Below are 26,253 nucleotides of genomic sequence, written 5' to 3'. Positions count from 1 at the left end.
ATTATACCACTAATCTATTTTACTGTTTTACTAATCTTTAATACATTAAAACAAAAGGAGTGATTTTATTATGGGAAAATCTCAAGAACTAAGAGAAAGTTTTATTGCTTCAATCCCAATATTTCTAGGTTATATACCTATAGGTATAGTAGGAGGAATACTATTACAAAAATCTGGTCTTTCACCTTTTCAAATAGCACTAATGGTAACACTAGTATTTGGAGGAAGTTCTCAATTTATTGCAGCTTCAATGATTTCTACTGGAGCAAGTATAACATCTATTGTTTTGACTACATTCATTGTTAATTTAAGACATTTTCTAATGAGCTCTAATTTAAATATGTGTATAAAAAATAAAAGTCCAAAATTTATATTACCATTTTGTCATACTATAACAGATGAAACTTTTGCAGTTAATTACGAAAAATTTACTACTGGAAATTGGTCTGATAAAAATGCACTTTATCTAAACTTCTTCTGTCTAATTTCATCAGTTTTAGCTAATTTTATTGGAGCATTTTTAGGAGAAAGTATATCTATAGATAGTTCTATTTCTGGTTTTATATTGACCTCTATGTTTATAGCTCTAATAGTTTCTCAGATAAAAAATAAAATTTATATTGTGGTATTTATATCATCAATTATTATTTCAGTTGTATTATATGCATTATTTAAAAACAATTTGGTGATAATAGTTACTTCAATTTTAGCATCTTTGATTGGTTTCTTCATAGAGGAATCTTACTATAAAAAGGAGGAGTCTTATGAATAATAATTATTACATACTTTGTATTATAATTGGAATGTATATTGTCACATATCTTCCAAGAGTTCTTCCTATGTTGATTTTCTCAAAAAAAGAAATGCCTGAACCTTTGAAAAAAATTATGAAATTTATACCTGTAGCAATACTTACTTCTTTAACTGCTAAAGATGTATTCTTTAATGATGATAATTTATATTTATCTATGACTAATCCTAAAATTATATCTTTTCTAGTTGTACTTCTTGTAGCTTATAGGTTTAAATCTATTGGGATTTCTATTGTTACAGGTGTGATATCTATATATTTATTTGGAATTATCCTATAATCTTTAGATAATAGTTTATAAATTATATGTACAATTTTAATTTATTATCATCTTGATTTTAAATAAAAAACAGAGTAGTTTTAAACCACTCTGTTTTTTACATTTCAATCGTTACTAGCAAGATTTTAATTTATTATGATAAAATTTATTATTCTTTATAAAAGTATGTGTGTATTTAAATATTATCTCAATCTACACTTGTTACTTCTTCTTCATATTTTTGAAGCTCTAAATTTGCTTTAAATAAATCTCCATCTATTTCTATATAGAACTTTCCACCTTGTAAGTTTACTAAATCTCTTGCAATAGCAAGTCCTAATCCACTACCTTCAGTATTTCTTGATTCGTCTGCCCTTTTAAATCTTTCCATAATCTCACTTGGGTCAAAGTTTAATTCATAAGAAGATATATTTTTCATAGTTACTTTTAGATTTTTATCACAATCGTATACATCGATATATACTCTAGTTCCCTCTAAAGAATATTTAGCTATATTAGACAAAAGATTTTCAAATACTCTATACATTCTTCTTCCATCTGCCCATATATATACCTTATTATTTGGAACGTTTAATTTTATATCTAAATTACTTTTAGACAACTTCTCTTCAAGTTCACCTATACTTTGTCTTAATAGTTGCGCTAAATCAATTTTACTAATCTGTAATTCTATATTACCACTACTTACTTTACTAGCTTCAAATAAATCTTCTATTAATAATTTTAATCTTTTTGACTTTGATTCAAGTACATTTATATAGTCATTTATATAGTCTGGTTGTATAGATTCTTCTTTTTTAATCAAGTCTACATAATTTATTATAGAAGTAAGTGGAGTTTTCAAATCATGAGATACATTTGTTATAAGGTCAGACTTCATTCTTTCACTCTTTACTTGCTCTTCTATTGCTTTATCAAGACCTTCTCCAATATTATTTATATTTTCAGCTAAAGATGTAAAATTATCATTTCCTGCAATTTTTATCTTATAATCTAACTCTCCCTGTTTTATCTTTTCTGTACCTTCTATTACATAGCTAAGATAGGAAAGTCTTTTAGTTATATATATTGCAAATCCTAAAAATATCCATATAGAAACCAATAATCCAAAACTTGTACTTTGAGTGCTAATCGCCATGATTAAAACTAAAGATGCTATCACTATCATAATAACTTTTCTTGCTAAAGATACTTTTTTTATAGCGTTAATGACCTCCTTTACAGTCTTTATTAGCCATAAAATCACTCTTACTATAATACTTGACTTAAATATACATATTTTATTTTCTAAATAACTCAATTGAACATGTATAAAAAATATATTATTTGATACTACCAATAAGGATACAGAAACTAACATCATGACATAAATATCATAAGATACATCAAAAATATACATAATCAAAAACACGGTTGAAATAGATACCAATGTTACATTAAATTCCATAGGTATCTTATTGTATATTAGTAAAAGTATGTTATTTCTTTTTAAAGCTTCACATTTTATTCTACTATATAAAATTATAGATAATAAACATATGATTGCTAAACTTAAACTAGCTACAAAAAATAATCTTACTTTTTCTGTAGCTTGTTTAAATACTTGAAAGTTAGTATATACTATTCCATCATCTACAGTGGGTTCTTTGGGAAAAGATGCATAGACCTCAAAAGCGTCCTCTTCTCCATTTAGTTCCATACTAACATTATTTAATTCAAATTTTTCTCCATTTATTTTTTTAGTATATGAGCTTCTTTCTCCATCATTTACTATCTCTATGTCACAATAGCCTTTAATATTTTGCTTAAAACCCTCTAACGAACTATATTCTGTATTTGTATAAAATTCGCCTGAATTTATCTTTACAATATACATTTTTATATTTTTTAGAGAACTTAAATATTCAGAAGAAGTTTCTACCTTCTTCATGATTTTATTATAATCAGAAATGCTACTACTTGAATCTAGACTCTTACCTCTTGTGTAAAAATCTTCATAATTTATTTTTTCTTCACTACTTAACCCAATACCCATAGATAGCTTAAAATTGTATAATAAATTCAACATTGTCTCATCATCAAACAAATTACTGTCATAAAAATCATCAGATATATTAAAAATTCCATTCTTTGTAGAAGTTTTTTGTATATTGTATTTAGGTTCAGCAAGTCCTATTGTTACCAACAATATAGTTAATGGAAATGAGATAGATATTATGATTAATGAGACTAACTTTAATGCTCTATATTTTTCCAACTTGTCCACCTCATCTACATTGTCAGTATTTTATATAATATAAAATTTAATACAAGCATAATTCCCATAGAATAAATTAAACTACTAGAGAAAAAGTTAAAACATATAAGAATTCCTAACATTTGTGTAAATGTAAAAATGACCAAAATCAAAACGCAATTAAATATTAAACTTTTTTCTTTTATAAGTTTTCCACTAAAATTTTTCAATCTTATAACCAACTCCCCACACCACCTTTAAAAATCTTGGTTCTTTTGGATTTATTTCAATCTTTTCTCTTATTCGCCTAATATGTACTGCTACTGTATTTTCTGAATTAAAACTTTCTTCATTCCATACTTTTTCGTATATCTCATCTATTGAGAAAACTCGTCCTTTATTTTCTAAAAGAAGTTTAATGATTTTGTACTCAATTGGAGTCATTTTTATATTTTCACCATCAATTTTCACTTCTTTTGTTAGTGTATTTAACTCCAAAGCTCCACTTTTTAAAACTTCTTGACTTGCATCTTCATAATTGCCTAAAGTTACATAACGTCTTAAGTTTGATTTAACTCTAGCTATAAGCTCTAATAAGTTAAATGGCTTTGTTATATAATCGTCAGCTCCAATATTTAATCCCATTATTTTATCTGTATCTTCACTTTTTGCTGAAATTAAAATTATTGGTATGTTTCTTTCTTCTCGTATTTTCACAGTTGCCTTGATTCCATCCAATTTAGGCATCATTATATCCATTAATATTAGATGAATGTCATTCTCTGTTATTACTTCCAAAGCTTTCATTCCATCATATGCTTTATATATTTTAAATCCTTCTGATTTAAGATATATTTCTATTGAATCAACGATTTCTTTATCATCATCTACTACTAATATGTTGTACATGTTTTCACTTCCTCTATTGTATAATAATACTCATCTCTATTATACAATATCTTTCACTCCCTTTCTCAACAATGACTAAATTGTTATATTAATTTGGCTTACATTTTTGTAACTTTACCTTATAAATATATAATAGAATATAAATCTTAAGAAAATATTATCCTAAATCTTAAATATTTCTTAAGATTTAAGATAAATTGAGGTTTATTTGAATTAATTGATTTGAATTATGTTGTTTTCAGATTACTTTTATTTAAGTATTTTGATTGGATTCAGCTGAATTAATGTATATTAATTCTTATTGAGCAGTTTTTATTTTTAAGGTGGAAGAATGGTGGAAGAATCATATTTTACTAGTTTTCTTCCACCATTCTTCCACCCAAATAGGCTTAGAAGCATTTATTTAACTGCAATAATAGCTACTTATTTAAATTCTATTTTTATACATACTATCTATTATATACCATACATATTCTGTTAAAATTTATATAAATATAAGACAAACCTATTTCATTTTTTAATATGTTCAGAATATTAAATAAAATAAAGGTATGAAATTATAACTTTTTCTACCTTCATTTTATTTATTATGTATCTATTTGTCATTTTTTTCTTTCAAACACTTAAAATGTTCTTCGAGTTCAATTAATTTATCTTCATCCACTTCATCATCTTTACTATGCGATACTGATATTAAACTTGAAATTGAATTTTTATGTATATTCTTCAAAAATTCTTTTGTTTCAAACCTTAGATATTTTTCCTTTTTTACTATTGCATTATAGTGTGTAAGTTTACCTATTTTCTCTGTACCTAAAAGCTCTCTTCGCTTTAATCTTTTTAAAACTGTAAATGTAATTGATTCATTCCATCCATTTTGTTCTTCCATTGCATTAACCAAATCTCTAGAAGTTAATACTTTGTTAGCTTCCCAAATATATCTCATAACTTTTAATTCTGCTTCTGGTAATTTACTAATTTTCATAGTTTACACCCTTTTGCCGATTTATGCATATGTAAATTCTACATCAATAAAACTCCTCAGACAAGAGAATTTAGCCAAATATATACATCTGATTTTTACCATATTACTCTTTTAAGTTTCTGTAATACTCTTCTAATGAATCTAACTTTTCTTTACTTACATTTTTATGCATGGTAGTAAGAGAGCGCATTATTTTTCTACTCTTGCTAGATTTTAGTACCTTTTTCTTAAAAGCGTAATATTCTTCATTATCTATTATTATTTTATAATGAGATTGAAACTTTATAATATCCCTAGCCAAATAACCTTTGTCAAGTAGCCCCTTTAATAGTGTTTTTATTGTACTTTTATGCCATCCATACATCTGTGTTATATCTTTTACAATTTCTTTTTTAGACATTTTAGAATCTTTTTTCCATAAATATTCCATCACTATTAATTCTGCTCTTAATAATTTTTCTACTAACATTTCTTCTTTCATCTTATGTCGCTCCCTCATTCAGTCTAACTTAAACTAATAATAGGAGCTTTTTAACACAAAAACTACAGGTAAAATTTACCATATATTCTACTGTTTTAGTTTATTTTTATATATAAAAAATATTATTCATATCCATAAATTTATTCAATTTTCAAACATATCTGTTGAATAATAACTAGTTATATTGTATTGTTTTAATTGTAGAATAAAACTAAATTGGTAAAACTAGAGGAATTTAGTGGTATAAATATTTATTAAATAAGACTTGTAAGATGAGTTATAAGTTATATTGGTAAGTTATCAAAAACATATACTCTTTTGGTTTTGTGAAAGTTTTTTAGGTGGGTAATAATATCTATATTTAAAAATAAATTGTATGGATATACACATATATTGACTGCTTATACTGATAGTTCATATGATTATTATAAATTTATAGATACACAGTTATATAGATTTTGTTTTCTAGAGAATTTTTTTAGCTTTATCTACATTCGTACCAATTTATAGTAATACAAAGGTCTTAAATGTATTTTTAATATTAAGAATAAGTAGAAATGTTAACTAAATAAATATAATTAAGTAGACGTTTCTATTAATCTATGATACAATAGTATTTGTGGTAATACACAATTAAATCAAGTATATCTTGATATAGGTTAATAGGAGTATTTTTAATGAATAATGGAATAGTGAAATGGTTTAATAATGAAAAAGGATTTGGTTTTATATCAATAGAAGGTGGAGATGATGTGTTTGCTCATTTCTCAGCTATACAAACTTCAGGATTTAAATCATTAGAAGAAGGTCAACAAGTAAGCTTTGATATAGTTAAAGGTGCTAGAGGTCCTCAAGCAGAAAATATAACTATATTATAATATATAGATTTTTCGGGAAAGACTCTTTTAGGGTCTTTTTTTATTGCTAGTATATGTAAGATAATTGTTGATGAAAAAAACAAGGTTGTTTGGAGAAATGAAAAAATCATTCCCTGACATGAGAATGCTTAGTTACAGATATAGAAGTGTACTGCAAATACACTTCTATTTTTTTATTATATCATATGTTCTAGGTTGTTAAAAAGACCTATTTAAATCGTTTCTAAGGTATGTTGAGTAATATTCTTGATAGTTTTTTCTTTAATATGTTCCAAAAAAATAAGCACTCTTTTTATAGGAGTGCTTTGGTGTATGTTAATTTATATATCTAATACAATTTAACATGTCTTATGTTTTAGTATGATAATTTTAGTTCGTTTTATTGTTACAATATATAATATAAGTTTATATATAATTATAATATATAAGCTTATATTACATGAAATTTATCTCATATACTTAATTTATATTCAGTTTTATTGTATGCATTCTTAAGTTTTACTATATGTTTTATTAATATTTAATATAGTTAATTCTTAAGAATTACATTCTACAACAATAATATATATCTTTGATATATAACTAATTTAAAATGGATGTATTTTATGAAACTAAGAAACCCAAGGATTAAGAAATTGTTATCAGTAGCATTATTAGCAGCTCTTGTAGGTATACCTATTGGACAAACAGCCAATGCAATGGGGCTTTCAAATGACATCCCAAATTATATGGAAAATAATCCAGCGTCAATAGAAGACTTGAAAATCAACGACTCTCAATTACCTAAACCAGATACAGTTACATACATAGATATGAATAAACTAATTAAAAACCTTAAGGAAAACGATGTTAACACTACTCTTGTTGAAAATGAATTATATTATAGAAAAGCTGGGACAAATAAAATAGTTTGGACTAAGACAGGCTTTGATTTATATCTTTCTAAAGGAGTTGCATTAACTTTAGCTGGTGCTGGTACAGGAGTTGCAGGTCTTTTGGCGGTGCCATTCCTGGTGTAGGTCAGTATCTTGCTGCTATAGTTGGAGCAATTATAATGCATCTTGGGTCAAATATAACATCTGGGAAAATCTTTAAATTTAAAAAAATACGTTATAATAAAGGCGGGGCTTATGTAACTAAATACTACTTACAATCTGTAAGAAATCAATAGGATATAAAATGATTATTATAAAAGATTTACTTTTTGCATTGCTCTCAGTATTAATTTTATTTTTTGCTAATAAAGTATTTCAACTAAGCAAATTGCACAAGTTCATTATATTGTTTGTTTCATTTTTTATACTGACTTTTGTATCATCATTTATTAGTGGGTAAAAATGTGGTAGGTTAACCCTACCACATTTTTCTTTGTTTAATCTTGTATAATGTTATTCATTCTATTAATATTTGTAATTTTTTAGACATTCTTTATGTTCATACTACTGATATAATTTGATTAAGAGAAATAAATCTAAATCTAAATGGAGGTATCTCTACTATGAACTCTTGGAACATTATATTTTTAAGTTATGGAGTAACATTTACAATAGTGGTTACTGTAGGATATTTAATCAAGGGTAAAACTAATTATTGTAAGAAAAAGTATTTAAATAAATTAGAATTAAAATATGGTAATATAGATAGAGAAAAAGCTACTAAACTAGAAATATTTTTTCAATATTTAATAGGCTTGGAATACATAATAATGGGGTTATTAATAAGAAGACTTGATACTGTGATAATATCAGTAATATTAGTATCTATTATAACAATAATATCCTATTATATAATTAGGAAAAGATATATAGTTATATAAAATATAATAGGATTAATAGTAAAAGAAGATAACAACTAACTCTAGTTGCTACCTTCTAATCTATCTATTAAATAAAAATTTCTAATTTGGCTTTTAAACATTCTTTCATGTAATTATTTCATACAAGCAATCCCTAGACAATCTAAATATCTTTTGCTATACTCTGAACTAAATTTATATACTGAGTATGAACCCTGAAGGGCAAATATTTGTTCACCAGATTCTGGTTCCAGAGTAAAGTTTCCATATTTCTTAAAGGCTTTTTCTTCTCCTGCTGTTATAGTTTTTCCTTTTTTAGTTAAAAAAGTTATGTTACCTATTGTTCTAGCTGGTATAGGTAAACCAGTAAACCATCCTATAGAACCACTTATTTTAATTATATAATCATCCACATCTAAATCCATAGATACTATGCTACCTCCAAAAGGTTCTCCATGTAGTTGAGTTTTATATTTTCCATCATATACAAACTGTATAGCATCAACTATAAAAGCTCCTCTAAGTATAATTTTTGTTACTCTATTTCTATTTTTAGCAAATTGGCTATCATCAAAAGTCTTGAATTCACAATATTCACTACACATTTCATCTAATTTCAATTTATTTTCTTCTAAGAAATTATTTACATAATCTATATGTTTCTTGGCTACTAGATTAAAATAATAATAGTTTGTTTTTTGCTTATTAGAAGATTTTTCAAATTCATTTTTCCATTTGTTTTTATCAAAGTTATCTAAAGAACTATATCCTAAAGCTTTTATTGCTTTTTTCCATGCATCTGACTGGTCATCTTTTCTAGTTGTTATTACTTTTATAACTTCTATTTTTTGATTTTCTGTTAAACTCTCATATTGATTTAGGCTAAAATCAGTACCATTCTTAATACACTTTAGTGCATATACCATTTGACAAAATGCTTTAAAGAAATTGTCTTGATTATTTTTTTGTATCTTCACTTTATCATCAGTACAACTCCAATTTGGAACATATCTGTAATTGAGATATCCATAGTCTGGTATATGACCCATTCTTCCATGTCCAAGATATGCAATTCCTTCATATCCACCAACCTCAGGAGTACCAGAAACATTAATAGCATGCCAGCTACCGTTACGATATTCTTCTGCTTTAGTCCATTTAGTTTCTTCTATGTATTTACTTTCTTCTGCTATAAATTCTTTAACATCATTAATATACCATTCAGGTCTTCCAATAAAATACATGTGTGCCCATGTATCTGCAAGTACATGCATTCTCATTCCAATAAATTGTAATTTATATTCCTCAGTACTATGAAAATAGATAAGGTCATTTATAATAGAAGAAACAGTTTCACTATTTGGTAAACACATTAATCTAAATCTTCTCTCATCTCCATCTTTAAATTTCCAGTTTGTTGTAAGTCCTGTGCTTTCTTTAACTCCATTATACTCATATTGGTTGTTCAAATTTCCAGGTAAAAAATGAAATGGTATCCATACTTTTCTTATTTCATTTAAACTATCAAGATTCCATTTATAACCCCATGAAGTAAAATCTGCATAATATTTTTCAAATTCTAAAGTTGTCTGTACTGTAGGTAGTGTAAAATTTACATCTTCAAGAATCATACTCTTAGTTGATTCATCCACATATTGAGCAGCATAAGCTATTGTATTTGCATCAGAATCATTATAACCAGCTATTTTAGCTGCAAGATATGTACCATAATAGTGAAAATCTAAATTCATAAAATCACCTCTTAATTTTATTTTAATAAATAATTATATGTGTACTTATATATAATTATTTATTAAAATAATAAATTAAATATTCAAAATATTCAACACTTACTGTCTAACTAGCCATCAAAAACGCATAAATAGTCAAAAAACATATTTTTTCTAGAAATATATCTTTTTATAAATTTAATAAATATATTTATAAGAAAAAATAGATAAGAAAAACTTTGATATAAATTTTTCTTATCTATATACTTGTTTAAATAAAACTTTAAAACTTATAATTTTTCTTTTACAAATTCTCTAGCCTTATCCATTGTTAACCACACATCATAAGAATAAATCTCTGTAAATTTTTCTCCTGTGTCCTTGCTCTATTTTCTTCTAAAAATAGTTTGACAAATTGCTGATATAAGTTCTTAAATATGCTAATAAATTAAAGTATAATAGACATTAATTTATGGAGGTATAAAATATATTTCTAAATGATATATTTGATATTATTAAATTTAACAAAAAAAGCCCTATAGAGCAGTTGAATATTATTCAAGAAGAAGAAAAGCCAGACATAAAAGAAGCTGAAGAATATTATAAATGCAATTATAGATTTTATAATTCTCTTAAGGAGATAGTTTCACTAGAAAATATAAAAAACACGCATCAAAACCATCTTAAATTCTAAAAATAATCCATCAAATCCATTTGTAATTGCTCTTATTGCTGCATTTATATCAATTTTCTTTAGTCTATTTGCCAACAATATTATAAAAGATTTTTATATTGCTGGTGCTGTAATAGGAGTTTTTTTTAGTGCTTATTTATATCTAATATGTGAAGCTCAGCAAAAATGGGATAGTCGACAAAAATTCTATATGAGTTCGCTGCAAGTATTAGATAATATGGAAAATAAAAAACTTAAAGAAAGAAAGTAGCAACTATCTCCAGTTGCTACCTTCAATCTATCTATTAATAAAATCTAACGATTTGTAAAGTGTATCAAACCTATCATTACCTTTTATCATAGTGTATCTCTCTTTAGTTATAGAATCTATTTTATTGCATGCTCCTCCTCCTATAACGTATAAATTTTCTGTCTGACCTGGCACTATTGCTATTTTCATTGCTTATTTGCCTTCTTTAATATTCAATTCGTCTGTCATTGTATCTAGTAAATTTCCTATTTTCTCTTTTAGTTTTTTGGGAACTGGTAATCCACACAGATACATATTTTTTAATATACTTTACACTATTATCAGTTCTGCTCTTAATAATTTTTCTATTATTATTTCTTCTTCCATCTTATGTCGCTCCCTCATTCAGTATAACTTAAACTAATAATAGGAGCTTTTTAACATAAAAACTATAGGTAGACTTTACCATTTGACCCACTTATTTAATTTGTTTTTATATATTAAAATTATTATTCATATCTATAAATTTATCAAATTTTCAAACATATATGTTAAATAATAACTAGTTCTATTGCACTCTTCTAACTGTAGAATGAAATTAAATCACTAAAATTAGAGAACTCTAGTGACATAAATATATATGAACTAAGATTTGTAAAATAAATTATCATTTATATCATCAACTTATAAAAAACATATACTATTTTTGTTTTTATGAAACTTTTTTACTTGGGTAATAATATGTATGTTTTTAAAAAAAGTATCTTTCTAAAATAAAATCACAAGTAGAATAGATTTCATATAAAAAGGTTATTTTAATACTAAAATAATAAAAGGAGTTATTTATTATGTCAGCTATAATTAAAGATAGATTTAAGGATAAAGTTATGATTGTAACAGGAGCATCAGGAGGAATAGGTAAGGCAATAGCATTAAGAGCTGCCAAAGAAGGAGCGAAATTAGTATTAGCAGATAAAAAAGAAGAAATGGGTAAAAAAACTTTGATGGAAATAAAAGAGATAACTCCAAATGTAGAATTCTTAATACTAGACTTGAAAACTTCTCATAATTGTAAAAAAGTTATCGACACAGCAATTAATAAATTTGGAAGATTAGATATACTAATAAATAATGCTGGAATCACTGGAATACCTGCTCCTGTTCATGAAATGTCAGAAGAAATGTTTAGACATGTCTTTGATTGTAATGTTATGTCAGCATTTCATTGTTCACACTTTAGCATAAATGAAATGATAAAATTGGGCAACGGAGGAGTAGTAATAAATGTATCTTCAGTTGCTGGCTTAACTGGATTCCCTGGGCATAGTGCATATGTTACTTCAAAACATGCTTTAAATGGATTAACAAAAAATATGGCCTTAGATTATGCAAAAAATGGCATAAGAGTAAATGCAATTAATCCAGGTACTACAGATACTCCTATGTACCATGAAGCATTAGAATTCTTAAACAACAAAAGGAAAGAAACAGGAAGTAAAAATACTGAGAATGGAATAGTATCAGGAAAAACAGTATCTCCACAGAATAGAGTAGCTTCTGCAGAAGAAGTTGGAGATGTTACTTTATTTTTAGCATCAGATGAAGCAAGCAATGTAACTGGTATATTTATGCCTGTTGATGGAGGTTTTACAGCATTTTAAATATTTTTAAACAATGCTATTAATGATTTATATTTTAATAAATTATCATAAAAGCACTCCTAAAATTATTGGAGTGCTTTTAGTATGATAATTTTCGTTCGTTTTATTATTATAACTTTTACTATAGTTTCATGTATCCTGTTAATATTTGTAATATTTTATATACTCTTTATACTTATTATTGCTATACTTTAATTAAGAAGATTAAATATAATATGAATTGGTGATTATCTATGAAAAAAAATCTAAATACTTTCTTATGGTACATATTAGGTATATTTCTTTCAGGCTTTATACTATCATTACTATTTGATAAATGGCTATACTTAGTTTCTTATATACCTACACTTTAAAAGGTAGCAACTGAAGATAGTTGCTACCTTTTAATCATCAATGCTTAAATTTTGATACACTAAAATTTTTAACTTGAGTTTTGAATAACTGTTCAATCTCATCAACTATACTCTGTATCTTATTTTCATATTCTAAATCATAATATATATTTATCTCACCTATACTATTTATACTTATAGAATATTCTTTTCTTTCTATTATACATATATTTCCACAATCTGATAAATCATTCTTGTATATTGATTTTAATTGCTTTTTTATCTTAAGAAAGTCTATCGCTGGATAAATATTATTTGGATAAAAACACTTATCATGTATTAACATCTTATCCACCCCTTATCACTCTATTTATTAAATTTTATACCTTAATCATAATCATATTAAACATATTTTTCCATATTTTCATAATTATTTTATATAAAGTATCAACTATATCTATTAATAAAATCTATGTTTAGGTAGAACCTCTTATCATTCCATTTGTAAAACTTTATATATTATTAAAATAATATCCAACTTCTCTTATTGTTATAATCTTCTGAGGATTTTTATAATCTTTCTCTATTTTCTTTCTTAAACCATTCACTGCAACTACAACACTATAATTATCCTCTAAATATTCATTCATCCATACATGTTCATATATTTCTTTAATTGTTAGAGTCTTTTCCGCATTATCCATAAAGTAATTTAATAACCTATTTTCTGTTGGAGTTAATTTTATCATTTTATTTTCTAGTTTTATGACTCCACTGGCTCTATTATATTCTTCTAATTTTATGTTATTTTCCTTATTATTTGTATATGAATTCAATCTTCTTAAAATAGCTTTAACTTTCGCATATAATATTTCTAAATTTAAAGGCTTTATTAAATAGTCATCTCCACCAGAATTTAAAGCATTTAAAATACTTTGTTCTTCATTTATGTAAGTTATATGAATAATTGGGCAAGTAGTTATATTTCTAATTTTTTTACAAAAATCCCAACCATCACCATCAGTTAAAATTATTTCTAGAAATATCAAATCAAATTTATTACTAAATATTTTTCCAATAGCTTCTTTACAATTATATGCTAAATAGACATTTATGCCTTTTTCTTCTAGAAACTGTTTCAATTCTTGGCAATTATTCTTATCTCCATCAATTATCAATACATTAGTTTGCATTATAGTCACTCCTAAATATCATTATTTTTTCTATAAATAACTAAGTAAATATCTTTAGTATATTTTCCAATAGTATTTCTTTACCATTATAAGAAACTTTAACAACTATAAATCCATAGTCTTTATTCTTTTCATATATTTTCTGCATACTTTAAATTTCACACAAGATATGTATGTACCTAGTAAATTATTTTCACATATATATTTGATAAAATTATTTAAAATCACTTACTAACTAAAACCAAGATTTTTATATTTTGATATAAATTGTTTTAGACTATGTATTTTATTTTGTATTTCATTTGATTTTTAATTTACTGTATAAATATAAATATCTAAAATTACACAATCTAACTCTATATTTTTACTATCATAATTACATCTTTAACAATTTTATATGAATATACATTAGACTACTCGACTAAAAAGTATTTTAATTAAAGTCTAAAGTTTTAATTATTGCAGTACATACCAATTTACTTTTTATAATATTATTATAAATTAGGATTTAAATCTTAAATATTTTTAAATAATACTTTAATATTAAATTTAATATTAAAAATCATTATTAAATAATAATAAAAATCTCCTATTTTAGGGAAAGGGATATTAAGATAGTTTTTGTATTATAACTCTATTGTTTTTAAAAACTACTCTATCAGCCTGTCTAAGTATTGATTTATATGATTTATATAGTTATAATATAAGATATGTTGTATAATTTTGGTAAATATATTATTATAAAATTTTTATATTCTGTGTCTTGATATTTATAAAAGCATTATTTTATTATTATAATTATATTATATTTCAAAAAAAGTTTCCCTTTCCCTAAAAATGGCTACTTAAAAAAATTAATATTCTTTGTCTAAATACTTTTATAACTTTTATTTTATAAACTTTTTAGCCTTATTCCTTGTTGTTCATATATTCTCACCTATATATTTGAGTGAATTTTTTTCCTCTAGTCTTATTTAATTTTTTAATTTCATTACAAGTTACTCCACCGATTACATACAGACTTCCTGTTAGTTAATAATCTTTTTTATCTATTACTAAATAACTTTATTCTGTTATCTTATAATACAACTCTTATATATCATTCATGAAACCTCATAGTTTTTAAAATAAAAAAATCAAATTAAAAGTAACTTAATTCTTTAATATGTTAATAAATTATTTAAATATCTCTTAATATTTATACTGAAATCGAATTTATTTAAATAAATAGTAAAAGTTTTTTAACGCAAAAATTACAAGTAAGTTTTAACATATATTTTGCATCTTCAATCTATTTTTTTAATGTAAAATAACATTCATATCTATAAATTAATCCAATTTTCAAATAAATATATTGAATAATAAGCAACTCTGTTGTATTATTTAATTGTAGAATAAAACTAAATCGGCAAAACTAGAGAAATTTAGTGACGCAAAGCTATAGGGACTAAGGCTTATAGAACCCTTGTAAGTTATGTCAGCCAGTTGCCAAAAAGATATTTTCTTTTTGTTTTTTATGAAAGTTTTTTAGGGGGATGTAAAATGTTTATGGAAAAAATAGATATGTGTACACATATATTAACTGCTTATATTGGCAGTTCATATGATTACTGTAATTTTATAGATACACAGCTAGATGATTTTATACTAGAGTATGGAGAAAATGTAGTAGAATCTTGTCTACATCAGGTGATGGTATTGGTAAGTAGGTATAATTAGATAGATTTTGTTTTCTAGAGAACCCTTTTTAGTTTTTTCTACATTTAATAAACTAGAGAAATAATTACATCTAAAAAATAAACATTGAGAACCTTTTAATATAAAATATTAACTATAAATCATAATTAGGTAGACATCTCTATTAAATTATGATATAATAATATTTGTGTTGATACACAATTAAATCAAGTATATCTTGATATAGGTTAATAGGAGTATTTTTAATGAATAATGGAATAGTGAAATGGTTTAACAACGAAAAAGGATTTGGATTTATATCAGTAGAAAATGGAGATGATGTATTTGCTCATTTCTCAGCTATACAAACTTCAGGATTTAAATCATTAGAAGAAGGTCAAAAAGTAAGCTTTGATATAGTTAAAGGCGCTAGAGGTCCTCAAGCAGAAAATATAACTATATTATAATATATAGATTTTTCGGGAAAGACTCTTTTAAGGGTCTTTTTTTATTTGATTATTTGAATATAATTTTTCATCCTAATATTATCACTTTTATCTTTTTAATTGCCATTTGTCATTTAAACTTCATACAAAAAATGAAATGCTATTAATTTCAGGTTGTTCTTATTTCAATAACACTTTTTATTTGTCAACATTTCTATTATATCTATCATTATTTTTCACCATTCTTTAATTGCTCATAAACTGTATTTATATACATCGATATCTCACAATAAATTATACCTTACAAGACTATATCAAAATTAATTAATCGTCGATTTTTATTTAGAAAATAATTTTTTCATTTTTATAAATTTTTCAATTTTCAAACAAATCTATTGAATAATACTCTATTCTGTTGTATTATATAATTGTAGAGTAAAACTAAATCGGCAAAACTAGAGAAATTTAGTGACGCAAAGCTATAGGGACTAAGGCTTATAAAATTTTTATAAGTTATGTTAGCCAGTTGCCAAAAAGATGTTTTCTTTTTGTTTTTATGAAAGTTTTTTAGGGGGATATGGTAGTATATTTACAAATAATATAGATAGATACACTCATATATTATCTACCTATATTGGTAGTGCATATGATTATTACGATTTTATAGATACACAATTAAATGATTTTATACTATAGAGCGGATAAAAATAGTTGAAAATTATTTACATCAAGTTATGCTATTAGTAAACATAATTAGATAGATTTTATTTTCTAGAAAACCCTTTTTAGTTTTTTCTACTTTTTAAAAATACTTAATGAAAATTAATTGATATATATTCTTATTATTCAGATTTTCATTTTTTAACAAAATATAACAAATCTAAAATAATTTAGATTACTAATTTATCTATTAGAATCGTCTGGATTTAACTTAAGTCGATTTCTTAAGATATGTAAAAATAAATTTTTCTTATCTAATGTGATATTTTTTTATATCAATTTATTTAAAATACTGCAAATTAAATTAATATAATTACCTCCTCATAGTATTCTAAACTCATACTGATTCTATGAGGAGATTAAATTAAAGACTATTATCTGATATCCTATTTGTGTGATAAACCAAGAAAAAGATTTTATTTATCTGCATCTAAAAAAATTATTTTATTTTTTCATATACTTTATAATATTTTTAACATTTTTATCTTATGTAATTTTTTTTGGACTTCCTATTAGTATATTAAATACTTAAAATATTTTTTTTTCCACTACTCAATGATATAAAAACTAAAAATCATACTAAAAAATACATGCTTTTATTTAAAATATATTTCACTTAATTATTATTAGAATTTCAAATAATTTCTTACTTGGAATTATTCTTTTTCTTGATTTTTAATTTGATTTTTATTTATATACATTTTTTTATCAACCATATGTAGTATTTCCTCAAGATTATCTTCTTTATTATATTCACTTACTCCACAAGCAAAACTTAGGTCATATTTTTCTAACTCTATCTTAGATTTATTAAGAGCATTTAAGAGTACATCTTCAGTTACTTTAGTTGATATCAACATGAATTCATCTCCACCTGTACGATAAAGAGATGCAATATCTTTAATATTCTTATTAATAACATTAACAAATAAAATTAATACTTTATCGCCCTCATCATGTCCATAATTATCATTTATATATTTGAAATTGTTAATATCTAAAAGAGCAATAACACAATTTAAAGAATTATTAATTTTATCCAGCATATAATTATACATTTGGCGATTATATGCTCCTGTCAAAGAATCTTTTGAAAAGAAATTAATATTTTGTAGTATATAATAAATAATAAGCCCTAATGCTGAGAATCCGTAACTTAGAAAATGGTAGTAATAAAAAATTTCTAAAAGTAATCCTGCTATTATTGTAACAGCAATGGATGTAACAATAATACGTTCCATTTTCTTTTCTTGTACATGAGAAGTAACTGGATTGATTATAAATATTAAAATATATAATAATACTGTAAAAGAAGGTATAAAAAATAGACACCCTCTTTCATAATAATTATTTATATCTATAAAAAATATAATTTTAATAAACATACTAAAAAAACAAATAATAAAATTTATCAAAAATGGCAAATAAAATATAATTGTATCCTTTTTTTGTTTAAATATCTTTATAAGTAAAATAGGAATCAATGGACTTATTGCAAAATTTAAAAAAGATGTAATCCTACGAATCATCCATAGTGATGAATTTGTCTGTCTTGATATTATGTAATCAGTAGATGTGGCTATAATAAGTATTAAGTTAATTACTATTGATATTATAAACAATCTACTCTGCTCTTTACTAAATAAATGATTCATTTTAATAAGAAATATCAAAAAAATTAATCCTATAAATGGTATCAAATAGGCATAAATAATGGTACTCAAATTTTGTCCTCCTCCTATATACATTATCAATTAAAATAAACTTCTATACTTAAGTTTTTCTATCATTGCCACTTTATAACACCTATTCCATATCATATATTATACACTAGAAAAATGACTTATTATATTATAATATGCAAATATCTTCCATAATTTTTTTTTAAGAAATAAAGATAAATTTTATATCAATTAAATAGAATATTAAAACTCTAATCCCATTTATATAATAAGAATATTATATAAAAATAAATTTATTTTTTAAATTTATTTAATAGGCTACAATTATTCCACATAACCTCTTACTTGATATTTTATTAGTTAAATTCATATAAACTAAGCTAACACTAGAAATTTTAAACAATAATTAATAAAGTAAACTCTTTACCATTTAGCCACTATATTATATCTATTCTCTCAGATAAATCTTTTTAACATAATAAAACATAACAAAATATTATAAAACGCAACAAAACATAACAAAAACTTAGACATCGTTTTCTTAGTATGATATACTGAAAAAGAATTTACATTAATTTACTAAGGGGGAATATATTGTGTTAAAAAAATTTTCGGTATTGGCTTTAGCTATGATTATTTCGTTAAGTATTACTGCATGTAATTCTAAAGACAAAAAAGTTAATAATGAAGCTAATACTAAAGTGACAACAACTAATGATTCAAAAGAAAAAGAAACTCTTTTTGTCTATTCAGGGGCAGGTTTAAAAAAGCCAATGGATGAAATAGCTCAGAAATTTGAGAAAGAAAATAATGTCAAAATTGAATATAGTTATGCAGGTTCTGCACAACTAATAGCTCAAATTGAGACAAGTCACAAAGGCGATGCATTTATTGTTGGTTCTGAGCCAATCTACTCAAAAGCATTTGAAAAAGAACTTGTAAGTGAACATAAAACGGTGGCACATCATACACCTGCAATAGTTGTACCTAAAGGAAATCCTGCTAATATTCAAAACCTAGAAGACCTAAATAAAGAAGGTATTAAACTTATTTTTGGAGATAAAGAGTCTAATGCTATCGGTAAGACTACTCAAAAAATACTTGAAAAAAATAATTTGAAATCTATAAATGATAATGTTGTTTCTACAGCTACAACTGTAAACGAAATGATTGTACAGTTAACATCAAGTAAAGCAGATGCCACAATAGCTACAAAAGACTCTGTTTTTGGCAATAATGATGTAGAAGTTATAGAGATTGCTCCAGATAAAAACATAGACCAAATCATATCAGCAGGAACTGTGAACTATAGTGATAAAAAGGATTTAGCCAATAAATTTATAAATTATGTAGTGTCTGATGAAGCTAAACAAGTATTTAAAAAATATGGTTTTGAACCAGTTAAGTAGTGGTTTAATTTGAAAAATAAAATCTTTATTATGCTACTTACTGGATTCTTTGCTATAGTCTTTTTATTTATTGTATCTCCACTTTTTATGCTAATCATTAAGGGGCTGAGTTATGTTCCTATATGCTTAAATTCAGTGGAAGTACAATTTGCAATAGTACTTAGCATCAAGACATCTTTAATATCTACCATAGTATGTCTTTTATTAGCTATTCCAGCAGCTTACTTTTTGCATATTACTAAATTACCATTTAAAAAACTACTTATACAAATAATAAATCTTCCTATGTCTCTTCCTCATCTAGTGTCAGGAATTGCTCTTTTACTTTTGTTTGGTAGAATGGGTATTGGAGATTCCCTTTATAAAATTCTTAAACTTGATTTTGTATTTACAAGACAAGGAATAGTTTTGGCTCAAGTATTCGTAAATCTACCACTCACAATTAAAATACTCCTCACTTCATTAAATGATGGTAATGAAAAGATGGTATTTGTTGCACGCACTCTTGGATGTAACCGTTGGGAAGCATTTAAATTTATAATTCTTCCAAATCTAAAAATTGGAATAATATCTGCAACTGTAATGACTTGGTCAAGAGCACTTGGTGAATTTGGTGCAGTGGCTATGATAGCAGGCTCTACACGTATGAAAACTGAAATTATACCCACTTCGATATATTTAAATATGTCTACTGGTGATATAGATATTGCAGTAGGTATAGCTGTAATTTTGATATTTATATCACTTGCATGCTTGATGTTTTTTGAAATATTTTTTAATAGAGAGGTTGATAAAAACTAATATGTTAGAAATTAAAAATTTATCGCTTGATTTGCCTAATTTTAAGTTAAAAAAAAATAGTTTAAAAATTAATAATCATGAATACTTCGTTTTATTAGGTTCTAGTGGTTCAGGTAAAACTCTATTCCTAGAAACATTAGCAGGAAGATACTCATTTGCTAAAGGAGATGTAACATACAAAGAAAATCTAATATCAAGTTTACCTCCAGAAAGCAGAAATATAGGGTTTGTATATCAAAATTTTGAACTATTTCCAAATATGAATGTTGAAGATAATATAAGGTTCCCACTTAAATTGAGAAAAATACATAAAGATGAACAAATGTTTAAAGTTAATCATTTATCCAAATTAATGCAGATAGAAAACATAAAAAAAAGGTATCCTAAAAATCTAAGTGGAGGAGAAAAACAGAGAGTTGCATTTGCACGTGCATTAATAGTTGAACCTGATATATTACTACTAGATGAACCTATGAGCTCATTAGATTATATTACAAAAAAACACATAAGCAAAATACTAAAGGAAGTTTATCTAAAATACAAGCCAACAGTTATTCATGTTACTCATGATATTTCTGAAGCAATGTTCTTTGCTCATAAAATAGGAATAATGAACGATGGAAAAATAAATCATATTTTTGAATTAAATGAACAAGTAAGACAGAAAGGAGAATCTTTTTTCTATGAATATATTTGATACCTTAAAAGATTACTTATTAGAACAAGTTGACAAATATAATTTAGATATGGATATGATAAGTATTGTATCTAAATCTCTATCTGCTAAAGAAGCAATTGGAAATACTAAACGCAAAGATTTTCCAATTATAGTAGGTAAAGAAATAATGCTTGAAGCCGATTTTAAAGGAGCTAAAGGGCAAGCATTTACTTCTACTCCAGCTATATTTGAAGGTTCTTTGAAAGAAATACTCTCATTAGATTTACATGGTAGCTCTCATGATAGAAGTCTTTTTATAGCATCATTAAATGCAGTTATGAGGCACTTAGGTATGACAGATAGAACCATTCACTGTAAAAACAATGAGCCAGAAATATGTGCAAAGAACTTTCCTAAAGTTATAAAAAGTAAATTTAACAATCCCAAAGTAGCAATTATAGGATATCAACCAGCTATAATCGATAATGTTAAAGATTTTTTTGAAACTAGAGTATTAGATTTAAACCCTGAATTTATAGACACTATTCAGTATAATGTCAAGATTGAAGATGGTATAAGAGATTATGAGGATGTAATATCTTGGGCTGATATAATTATTTGTACAGGAAGCACATTATGTAATAACTCAATTGTAAATTTTATGTCATTAAATAAACCAGTTTACTATTATGGAACTACGATAGCTGGTGCATCAAACATTTTAGGTCTCAAAAGGCTCTGTTTTTGTAGTAAATAACCAATTATATTAATAAGAAGTGCACAAGTATCAATGTGCACTTTTTATATTTATACCTAAATTTCCTATTATTTTTACTAGTTTTACATATAACTATTTTTTTGATTTTAAACTAATAAAAAAATTTTATTCCATTAATCCACTCTATATTTTTTAAGATTTAAGAAATATTTTTTAGGATTTTGTTTGATAATATAATTAAGACAGCTTTTCAGGAGATGATTAAATGACACTCAAGAATAAAAAATTTACTATAAATAAGTATGGAATTTTATCTATCATTTTAGTTTTATGCTTGATTTTAACAGGTTTCAATAGTTATGTGAATTATGATAATAGAAAATTTAAAGATTATGTTGTCTTTTATGTTCAACATCAAGATGATGAAGTGTTGTGGGCTGGCAGTGCTATTGTAAATGCTATAAAAGAAAGAGGAAAAAATCATGTATTTGTGGTTTTGGTATCTACTGGATGTGGTATATCTGTTTTTGATAAATATAAAAAATATGAAAACCTTACAGACATACAAAAATCAGAGTACAGAAATAGAGAGTTTTTAGCTTCACTTAATAATCTTGGGGTAAAAAGAGAAAATATAATATTATTACCAGAAAAAAATACAAATGGTAATACTGACTTCAATTATATGGAAAAAATTGCTCTTGCTTTTGAAGAAAATTTTAAAAGTGTAACTCATATAGCACATACTTATAAGTTAGATGACCATTTGCAACATTTAAAAAATGGTTCTGTTATCCAAAATTTGTATAATGCTGGTCAAATAAAAGATGTTAAATATTTTGTAAAACCTAAGTTTGCTGATAAAATAACTTTCAATAATAAGATAATTTACAAAGCACATTCCTATGAGGATTATGAAAAAGTAAAAAAGGCTTGTGAACAATATAAGCTTGTTGACGAGTTAGAATGTAGAGAAGGTATTGGTTATAAATCCGACCATAAATCGTTTGATAAATTACTTAGTGATAAAAGCGTTCCTGCTATACTTCATACACCTAATTTATAATATTTAGTTTAACTTAATCCATAACAAATATATTCATTCGAGATTTTGTAATATAGCACTTTCTTGTGCTATACTACTTTCTCTCGCTTACTTCTTTTATTGTATTCGATTCTATAGCTTCTGCTATATAAACACATCCAGAGTCATTTCTGTTAAAATGTATAATCCTATTCGCCTTAAAATCTATGAGTTTTATTCTTAAGTCTTTTATATATTTTTATAACAAACTAAATCAAAATAATTATTTGTTATAAATTCTTAATAATTATGAAACTCATTTGTTATTTATATTTGTTAATATATTTTTATACCCAAAAAGTTAATAAATCTAAAACAAGGTAAGGAGCGTGATAAATTATACTAGACACTTTCATAAATTTTTAAGTTATTATTAACATAGACATCTATACTTCAATATTTACTATATTCATTAACAATATAAAAATACTAGTTTTATTTCATAATGAATATACTCACTGTTTTCTAATACCTATTTTTAGTATAAAATAAAAATTGGTTAAAATAAAATTTCAAGGGGGATTAATAAATTGACTCAAAACATATTGGTCGTGGATGATGATAAGGAAATAGTTGATGCTATAGAATTCTATCTAAGACCTGATAACTTTAATATTTTAAAAGCATATGATGGATTGGAAGCATTAGATATGTTAATTGAAAATGATATTAAATTAATAATAATGGATGTAATGATGCCAAATTTAGATGGTCTTAAAACTACACTTAAAATAAGGGAAAAGAAGAATATACCTATAATCCTTTTGTCTGCAAAATCAGAAGACATGGACAAAATTATAGGTCTTAATATGGGTGCTGATGACTATATAACTAAGCCATTTAATCCACTAGAACTTACTGCTCGAGTAAAATCTCAACTTAGAAGATACATAAATTTAGGAGATTTTAGCAATTTAAACAATTCAAAGGATACTAATTATATTCTAAAAAGTGGTGGTCTGGAGTTAAATACAGATACAAAAATAGTTTCTTTAGATGGCGAGGAAGTTAAGATGACTCCTATTGAATATAAAATACTTACACTTCTTCTATCAAGAAAAGGTAAAATTTTTTCTTCTCGTGAGATTTATGAAAATGTTTGGAATGAAGATGCTTACAGTTGTGAAAGAACAGTTGCTGTTCATATTAGAAGAATTAGAGAAAAAATTGAAATTAATCCAAAAGAACCAAAATATTTAAAGGTGGTGTGGGGTATTGGTTACAAAATTGAAAAACTTAATTATTAATGATTCTAAAGCAAAATTCATTTTATTATTATTACTATTTCTATTAAGTTCTATATTATTTGAAGCAGTTTATGATTTGAATAATAATTTTACTTATAATATTGATTATTATTATAGAGAGTTTGCTCTACCTTATTTTTATTTTTTCGGAGCGCCTTTGCATTTGTCAAAAATAGAATTAGAGTTTGTCTGTATAGGTGTTATATTATCAAGTTTTTTATTGACTATATTATGTTTTGCATTATATAAAAAAAATAAACAGACTAAAGTCAAATTCTTAGAAAATGTCATAAGTCTTTTTTCTAAGGTAAAAATAGAACTTACACTTATATTAATTTTGATACTATTAGCCTTGAGGTTTCATGCATTTTCAAGTAATAAAATATTTTACAACACTAATTTAATAATCTACAATTTTATCATTATATCTATAGTCTACATAATATATGAAAATATTAAATATAATAACTATAATCTAAAAGATATGTCTATAACATATGTATTCTTTTCAAACTTACTTAGCATGTATAATAGAAAGACTATAAACAAAAAATTAGCTATAGTATTTTTAATATCTATAGTTATACAAGCTATTATTCAATATCTGGTTTTGATATTCTTTATGTATATATATTATGCTGAGGCAATAGCTATAGTAATTTTATTTACACTTGTAAACACAGTTTTTCATTTTTATATATACAACTTTTTATCGGCTAAGTTTAATTACATAAATAATATATCAAAGAATGTAAAAAATATTGAGAATGGAAATCTAAAATACAAGCTAGAAGTAATAGGAGATGATGAAATATCTACTTTAGCCAAAAGTATAAATAATATAACAGATGGTCTTGAAGCTGCTGTAGATGCTAATATAAAAAGTGAAAGGATGAAGACAGAACTTATCACAAATGTATCTCATGACTTAAAAACTCCACTTACATCTATATTAAATTATGTAGATATGTTAAAAAATAATGAATTTGATAAAGAAACTATAAACGACTATATAAATATTTTAGATAAAAAAGCACAAAGATTAAAGTTATTGATAGAAGATATATTTGAAGCTTCTAAACTCAGCAGTGGTGATGTGGAATTTAATATAACAAAAACTGATATAAAAGAACTTTTAATTCAAAGTACAGTAGAGTTTGAAGATAAAATTCAAAGTAGTAATTTAGATTTTATAATAAAAACACCAGAATATTCTGTATTTACTATGATAGATGGGAAAAAAACTTGGAGAGTTTTTGAAAATCTAATTAATAATATATTAAAATACTCTATGCCAAACACTAGAGTTTATATAGACATGCTTACAGAAGAAGAAAATATAATATTAACATTTAAAAATATTTCAAATGATAAACTAAATCTAAAACCAGAAGAACTACTAGAAAGATTTAGAAGAGGTGATATAGCTAGAAAAACAGATGGCTCTGGCCTTGGTTTATCAATAGCTCAAAACATAATTGAATTAGAAAATGCAAACATGCAAATAGTTATAGATGCTGATTTGTTTAAGGTGGTACTTATTTTCAAAAAAGTTAATTAATATAAGATTTCATAAGGTTGTAATTGCAGGTTAGTA

Annotated in this window: 25 protein-coding genes, 1 pseudogene and 2 riboswitches; of the genes and pseudogenes, 17 read left to right on the top strand and 9 right to left on the bottom strand. The window is 24.8% G+C overall.

Annotation, left to right across the window (positions count from 1 at the left end; translation table 11 throughout):
• Window positions 1-70: 70 nt before the first annotated feature.
• Complete coding sequence (locus Q3304_RS09745) at window positions 71-772, top strand: AzlC family ABC transporter permease (RefSeq protein WP_054270840.1); 702 nt, start codon at window positions 71-73, stop codon at window positions 770-772.
• Window positions 765-1,091, top strand: a complete 327-nt coding sequence (locus Q3304_RS09740; protein ID WP_054270841.1) for an AzlD domain-containing protein — start codon at window positions 765-767, stop codon at window positions 1,089-1,091. Before Q3304_RS09745 ends, Q3304_RS09740 begins: the two co-directional genes overlap by 8 nt.
• A 187-nt stretch (window positions 1,092-1,278) precedes the next feature.
• Here the strand turns inward: Q3304_RS09740 and Q3304_RS09735 are convergent, their stop codons facing one another.
• Window positions 1,279-3,348, bottom strand: coding sequence for a histidine kinase dimerization/phospho-acceptor domain-containing protein (locus Q3304_RS09735; RefSeq protein ID WP_407814749.1), 2,070 nt, complete (start codon window positions 3,346-3,348; stop codon window positions 1,279-1,281).
• Between the two features lie 195 nt (window positions 3,349-3,543).
• Window positions 3,544-4,236 carry a response regulator transcription factor gene (locus Q3304_RS09730; RefSeq protein ID WP_054270844.1) on the bottom strand — a complete coding sequence of 231 codons (693 nt, stop codon included), beginning with the start codon at window positions 4,234-4,236 and terminating at the stop codon, window positions 3,544-3,546.
• A gap of 334 nt (window positions 4,237-4,570) precedes the next feature.
• Between Q3304_RS09730 and Q3304_RS09725 the strand changes: the two genes are divergently transcribed.
• Window positions 4,571-4,717, top strand: coding sequence for a hypothetical protein (locus Q3304_RS09725; RefSeq protein ID WP_167641110.1), 147 nt, complete (start codon window positions 4,571-4,573; stop codon window positions 4,715-4,717).
• A 114-nt stretch (window positions 4,718-4,831) separates the two neighbouring features.
• Here Q3304_RS09725 and Q3304_RS09720 read toward each other — a convergent pair whose 3' ends face one another.
• Both Q3304_RS09720 and Q3304_RS09715 read right to left on the bottom strand, forming a co-directional pair.
• Entirely contained in the window at window positions 4,832-5,221 is a 390-nt protein-coding gene (locus Q3304_RS09720; protein WP_407814748.1) for a BlaI/MecI/CopY family transcriptional regulator, read from the bottom strand.
• 103 nt (window positions 5,222-5,324) lie between these two features.
• Window positions 5,325-5,702, bottom strand: a complete 378-nt coding sequence (locus Q3304_RS09715) for a BlaI/MecI/CopY family transcriptional regulator (protein ID WP_054270845.1) — start codon at window positions 5,700-5,702, stop codon at window positions 5,325-5,327.
• 677 nt (window positions 5,703-6,379) lie between these two features.
• On the opposite strand from Q3304_RS09715, the gene Q3304_RS09710 reads away from it, so the two are divergent.
• From Q3304_RS09710 to Q3304_RS09700, 3 genes are all read left to right on the top strand, one after another.
• A complete protein-coding gene (locus Q3304_RS09710) occupies window positions 6,380-6,580 on the top strand; it encodes a cold-shock protein (RefSeq protein ID WP_021384215.1) in 201 nt (66 codons plus the stop codon).
• 605 nt (window positions 6,581-7,185) lie between these two features.
• Window positions 7,186-7,599 (top strand): hypothetical protein, encoded by a 414-nt coding sequence (locus Q3304_RS09705; RefSeq protein ID WP_407814747.1) that lies wholly within the window; start codon window positions 7,186-7,188, stop codon window positions 7,597-7,599.
• 479 nt (window positions 7,600-8,078) lie between these two features.
• Window positions 8,079-8,396 carry a hypothetical protein gene (locus Q3304_RS09700; protein ID WP_407814746.1) on the top strand — a complete coding sequence of 106 codons (318 nt, stop codon included), beginning with the start codon at window positions 8,079-8,081 and terminating at the stop codon, window positions 8,394-8,396.
• Between the two features lie 113 nt (window positions 8,397-8,509).
• Here Q3304_RS09700 and Q3304_RS09695 read toward each other — a convergent pair whose 3' ends face one another.
• Window positions 8,510-10,126, bottom strand: a complete 1,617-nt coding sequence (locus tag Q3304_RS09695; RefSeq protein ID WP_407814745.1) for a DUF6765 family protein — start codon at window positions 10,124-10,126, stop codon at window positions 8,510-8,512.
• Between the two features lie 526 nt (window positions 10,127-10,652).
• On the opposite strand from Q3304_RS09695, the gene Q3304_RS09690 reads away from it, so the two are divergent.
• Entirely contained in the window at window positions 10,653-10,799 is a 147-nt protein-coding gene (locus tag Q3304_RS09690) for a hypothetical protein (protein WP_407815426.1), read from the top strand.
• A 277-nt stretch (window positions 10,800-11,076) separates the two neighbouring features.
• Here the strand turns inward: Q3304_RS09690 and Q3304_RS09685 are convergent.
• Window positions 11,077-11,223, bottom strand: a pseudogene (locus Q3304_RS09685) (N-acetylmuramoyl-L-alanine amidase); the annotation flags it as partial.
• 653 nt (window positions 11,224-11,876) lie between these two features.
• Between Q3304_RS09685 and Q3304_RS09680 the strand changes: the two are divergent.
• A complete protein-coding gene (locus tag Q3304_RS09680) occupies window positions 11,877-12,689 on the top strand; it encodes an SDR family NAD(P)-dependent oxidoreductase (protein ID WP_407814744.1) in 813 nt (270 codons plus the stop codon).
• 390 nt (window positions 12,690-13,079) lie between these two features.
• On the opposite strand, the gene Q3304_RS09675 is transcribed toward Q3304_RS09680, so the two are convergent.
• Together Q3304_RS09675 and Q3304_RS09670 are read right to left on the bottom strand one after the other, a co-directional pair.
• The gene (locus Q3304_RS09675; RefSeq protein WP_054270910.1) at window positions 13,080-13,367 is read right to left on the bottom strand and encodes a hypothetical protein; all 288 of its coding nucleotides are present in this window, start codon (window positions 13,365-13,367) and stop codon (window positions 13,080-13,082) included.
• A gap of 166 nt (window positions 13,368-13,533) precedes the next feature.
• Window positions 13,534-14,214: a response regulator transcription factor gene (locus Q3304_RS09670; protein ID WP_054277089.1), complete on the bottom strand. Its 681-nt coding sequence runs from the start codon at window positions 14,212-14,214 to the stop codon at window positions 13,534-13,536.
• Between the two features lie 1,397 nt (window positions 14,215-15,611).
• Window positions 15,612-15,707: riboswitch (cyclic di-GMP riboswitch) on the top strand.
• 49 nt (window positions 15,708-15,756) lie between these two features.
• Between Q3304_RS09670 and Q3304_RS09665 the strand changes: the two genes are divergently transcribed.
• Window positions 15,757-15,933: a hypothetical protein gene (locus Q3304_RS09665; RefSeq protein ID WP_054270912.1), complete on the top strand. Its 177-nt coding sequence runs from the start codon at window positions 15,757-15,759 to the stop codon at window positions 15,931-15,933.
• Window positions 15,934-16,157: 224 nt separating this feature from the next.
• Window positions 16,158-16,358 (top strand): cold-shock protein, encoded by a 201-nt coding sequence (locus tag Q3304_RS09660; RefSeq protein WP_021385087.1) that lies wholly within the window; start codon window positions 16,158-16,160, stop codon window positions 16,356-16,358.
• 417 nt (window positions 16,359-16,775) lie between these two features.
• Window positions 16,776-16,871, top strand: a riboswitch (cyclic di-GMP riboswitch).
• A gap of 842 nt (window positions 16,872-17,713) precedes the next feature.
• Here the strand turns inward: Q3304_RS09660 and Q3304_RS09655 are convergent.
• A complete protein-coding gene (locus Q3304_RS09655; RefSeq protein WP_407814950.1) occupies window positions 17,714-18,781 on the bottom strand; it encodes a GGDEF domain-containing protein in 1,068 nt (355 codons plus the stop codon).
• Window positions 18,782-19,335: 554 nt separating this feature from the next.
• Here Q3304_RS09655 and modA point away from each other — a divergent pair.
• From modA to Q3304_RS09620, 7 genes are all read left to right on the top strand, one after another.
• Complete coding sequence (gene modA / locus Q3304_RS09650) at window positions 19,336-20,148, top strand: molybdate ABC transporter substrate-binding protein (RefSeq protein WP_407814949.1); 813 nt, start codon at window positions 19,336-19,338, stop codon at window positions 20,146-20,148.
• 135 nt (window positions 20,149-20,283) lie between these two features.
• Window positions 20,284-20,949: an ABC transporter permease gene (locus tag Q3304_RS09645; protein ID WP_407814948.1), complete on the top strand. Its 666-nt coding sequence runs from the start codon at window positions 20,284-20,286 to the stop codon at window positions 20,947-20,949.
• A 1-nt stretch (window position 20,950) separates the two neighbouring features.
• Window positions 20,951-21,646, top strand: a complete 696-nt coding sequence (locus Q3304_RS09640; RefSeq protein WP_407814947.1) for an ATP-binding cassette domain-containing protein — start codon at window positions 20,951-20,953, stop codon at window positions 21,644-21,646.
• On the top strand, window positions 21,633-22,364 hold the full coding sequence (locus Q3304_RS09635; RefSeq protein ID WP_054270915.1) for a Rossmann-like domain-containing protein: 732 nt from the start codon (window positions 21,633-21,635) through the stop codon (window positions 22,362-22,364). Before Q3304_RS09640 ends, Q3304_RS09635 begins: the two co-directional genes overlap by 14 nt.
• 226 nt (window positions 22,365-22,590) lie before the next feature.
• Entirely contained in the window at window positions 22,591-23,391 is an 801-nt protein-coding gene (locus tag Q3304_RS09630) for a PIG-L family deacetylase (protein WP_054277095.1), read from the top strand.
• Between the two features lie 548 nt (window positions 23,392-23,939).
• The gene (locus Q3304_RS09625; protein WP_074178379.1) at window positions 23,940-24,656 is read left to right on the top strand and encodes a response regulator transcription factor; all 717 of its coding nucleotides are present in this window, start codon (window positions 23,940-23,942) and stop codon (window positions 24,654-24,656) included.
• Window positions 24,625-26,217, top strand: a complete 1,593-nt coding sequence (locus tag Q3304_RS09620; RefSeq protein ID WP_407814946.1) for a histidine kinase dimerization/phospho-acceptor domain-containing protein — start codon at window positions 24,625-24,627, stop codon at window positions 26,215-26,217. The genes Q3304_RS09625 and Q3304_RS09620 overlap by 32 nt, the downstream gene beginning before the upstream one ends.
• Window positions 26,218-26,253 lie beyond the last annotated feature (36 nt).

It is taken from the genome of Clostridioides sp. GD02377 (assembly GCF_045899875.1).
Classification (GTDB): domain Bacteria; phylum Bacillota; class Clostridia; order Peptostreptococcales; family Peptostreptococcaceae; genus Clostridioides; species Clostridioides difficile_A.
The sequence above is the reverse complement of the archived record's forward strand: the minus strand, read 5'-3'. Positions and strand labels throughout refer to the sequence as shown.

Excerpts from the sequence above, each read along its gene's own strand:
- Q3304_RS09745 (WP_054270840.1), top strand. The coding sequence starts at position 71 with ATGGGAAAATCTCAAGAACTAAGAGAAAGTTTTATTGCTTCAATCCCA.
- Q3304_RS09740 (WP_054270841.1), top strand. The coding sequence starts at position 765 with ATGAATAATAATTATTACATACTTTGTATTATAATTGGAATGTATATT.
- Q3304_RS09730 (WP_054270844.1), bottom strand. The coding sequence starts at position 4,236 with ATGTACAACATATTAGTAGTAGATGATGATAAAGAAATCGTTGATTCA.
- Q3304_RS09720 (WP_407814748.1), bottom strand. The coding sequence starts at position 5,221 with ATGAAAATTAGTAAATTACCAGAAGCAGAATTAAAAGTTATGAGATAT.
- Q3304_RS09715 (WP_054270845.1), bottom strand. The coding sequence starts at position 5,702 with ATGAAAGAAGAAATGTTAGTAGAAAAATTATTAAGAGCAGAATTAATA.
- Q3304_RS09710 (WP_021384215.1), top strand. The coding sequence starts at position 6,380 with ATGAATAATGGAATAGTGAAATGGTTTAATAATGAAAAAGGATTTGGT.
- Q3304_RS09705 (WP_407814747.1), top strand. The coding sequence starts at position 7,186 with ATGAAACTAAGAAACCCAAGGATTAAGAAATTGTTATCAGTAGCATTA.
- Q3304_RS09700 (WP_407814746.1), top strand. The coding sequence starts at position 8,079 with ATGAACTCTTGGAACATTATATTTTTAAGTTATGGAGTAACATTTACA.
- Q3304_RS09695 (WP_407814745.1), bottom strand. The coding sequence starts at position 10,126 with ATGAATTTAGATTTTCACTATTATGGTACATATCTTGCAGCTAAAATA.
- Q3304_RS09680 (WP_407814744.1), top strand. The coding sequence starts at position 11,877 with ATGTCAGCTATAATTAAAGATAGATTTAAGGATAAAGTTATGATTGTA.
- Q3304_RS09675 (WP_054270910.1), bottom strand. The coding sequence starts at position 13,367 with ATGTTAATACATGATAAGTGTTTTTATCCAAATAATATTTATCCAGCG.
- Q3304_RS09670 (WP_054277089.1), bottom strand. The coding sequence starts at position 14,214 with ATGCAAACTAATGTATTGATAATTGATGGAGATAAGAATAATTGCCAA.
- Q3304_RS09665 (WP_054270912.1), top strand. The coding sequence starts at position 15,757 with ATGTTTATGGAAAAAATAGATATGTGTACACATATATTAACTGCTTAT.
- Q3304_RS09660 (WP_021385087.1), top strand. The coding sequence starts at position 16,158 with ATGAATAATGGAATAGTGAAATGGTTTAACAACGAAAAAGGATTTGGA.
- Q3304_RS09640 (WP_407814947.1), top strand. The coding sequence starts at position 20,951 with ATGTTAGAAATTAAAAATTTATCGCTTGATTTGCCTAATTTTAAGTTA.
- Q3304_RS09635 (WP_054270915.1), top strand. The coding sequence starts at position 21,633 with ATGAATATATTTGATACCTTAAAAGATTACTTATTAGAACAAGTTGAC.
- Q3304_RS09630 (WP_054277095.1), top strand. The coding sequence starts at position 22,591 with ATGACACTCAAGAATAAAAAATTTACTATAAATAAGTATGGAATTTTA.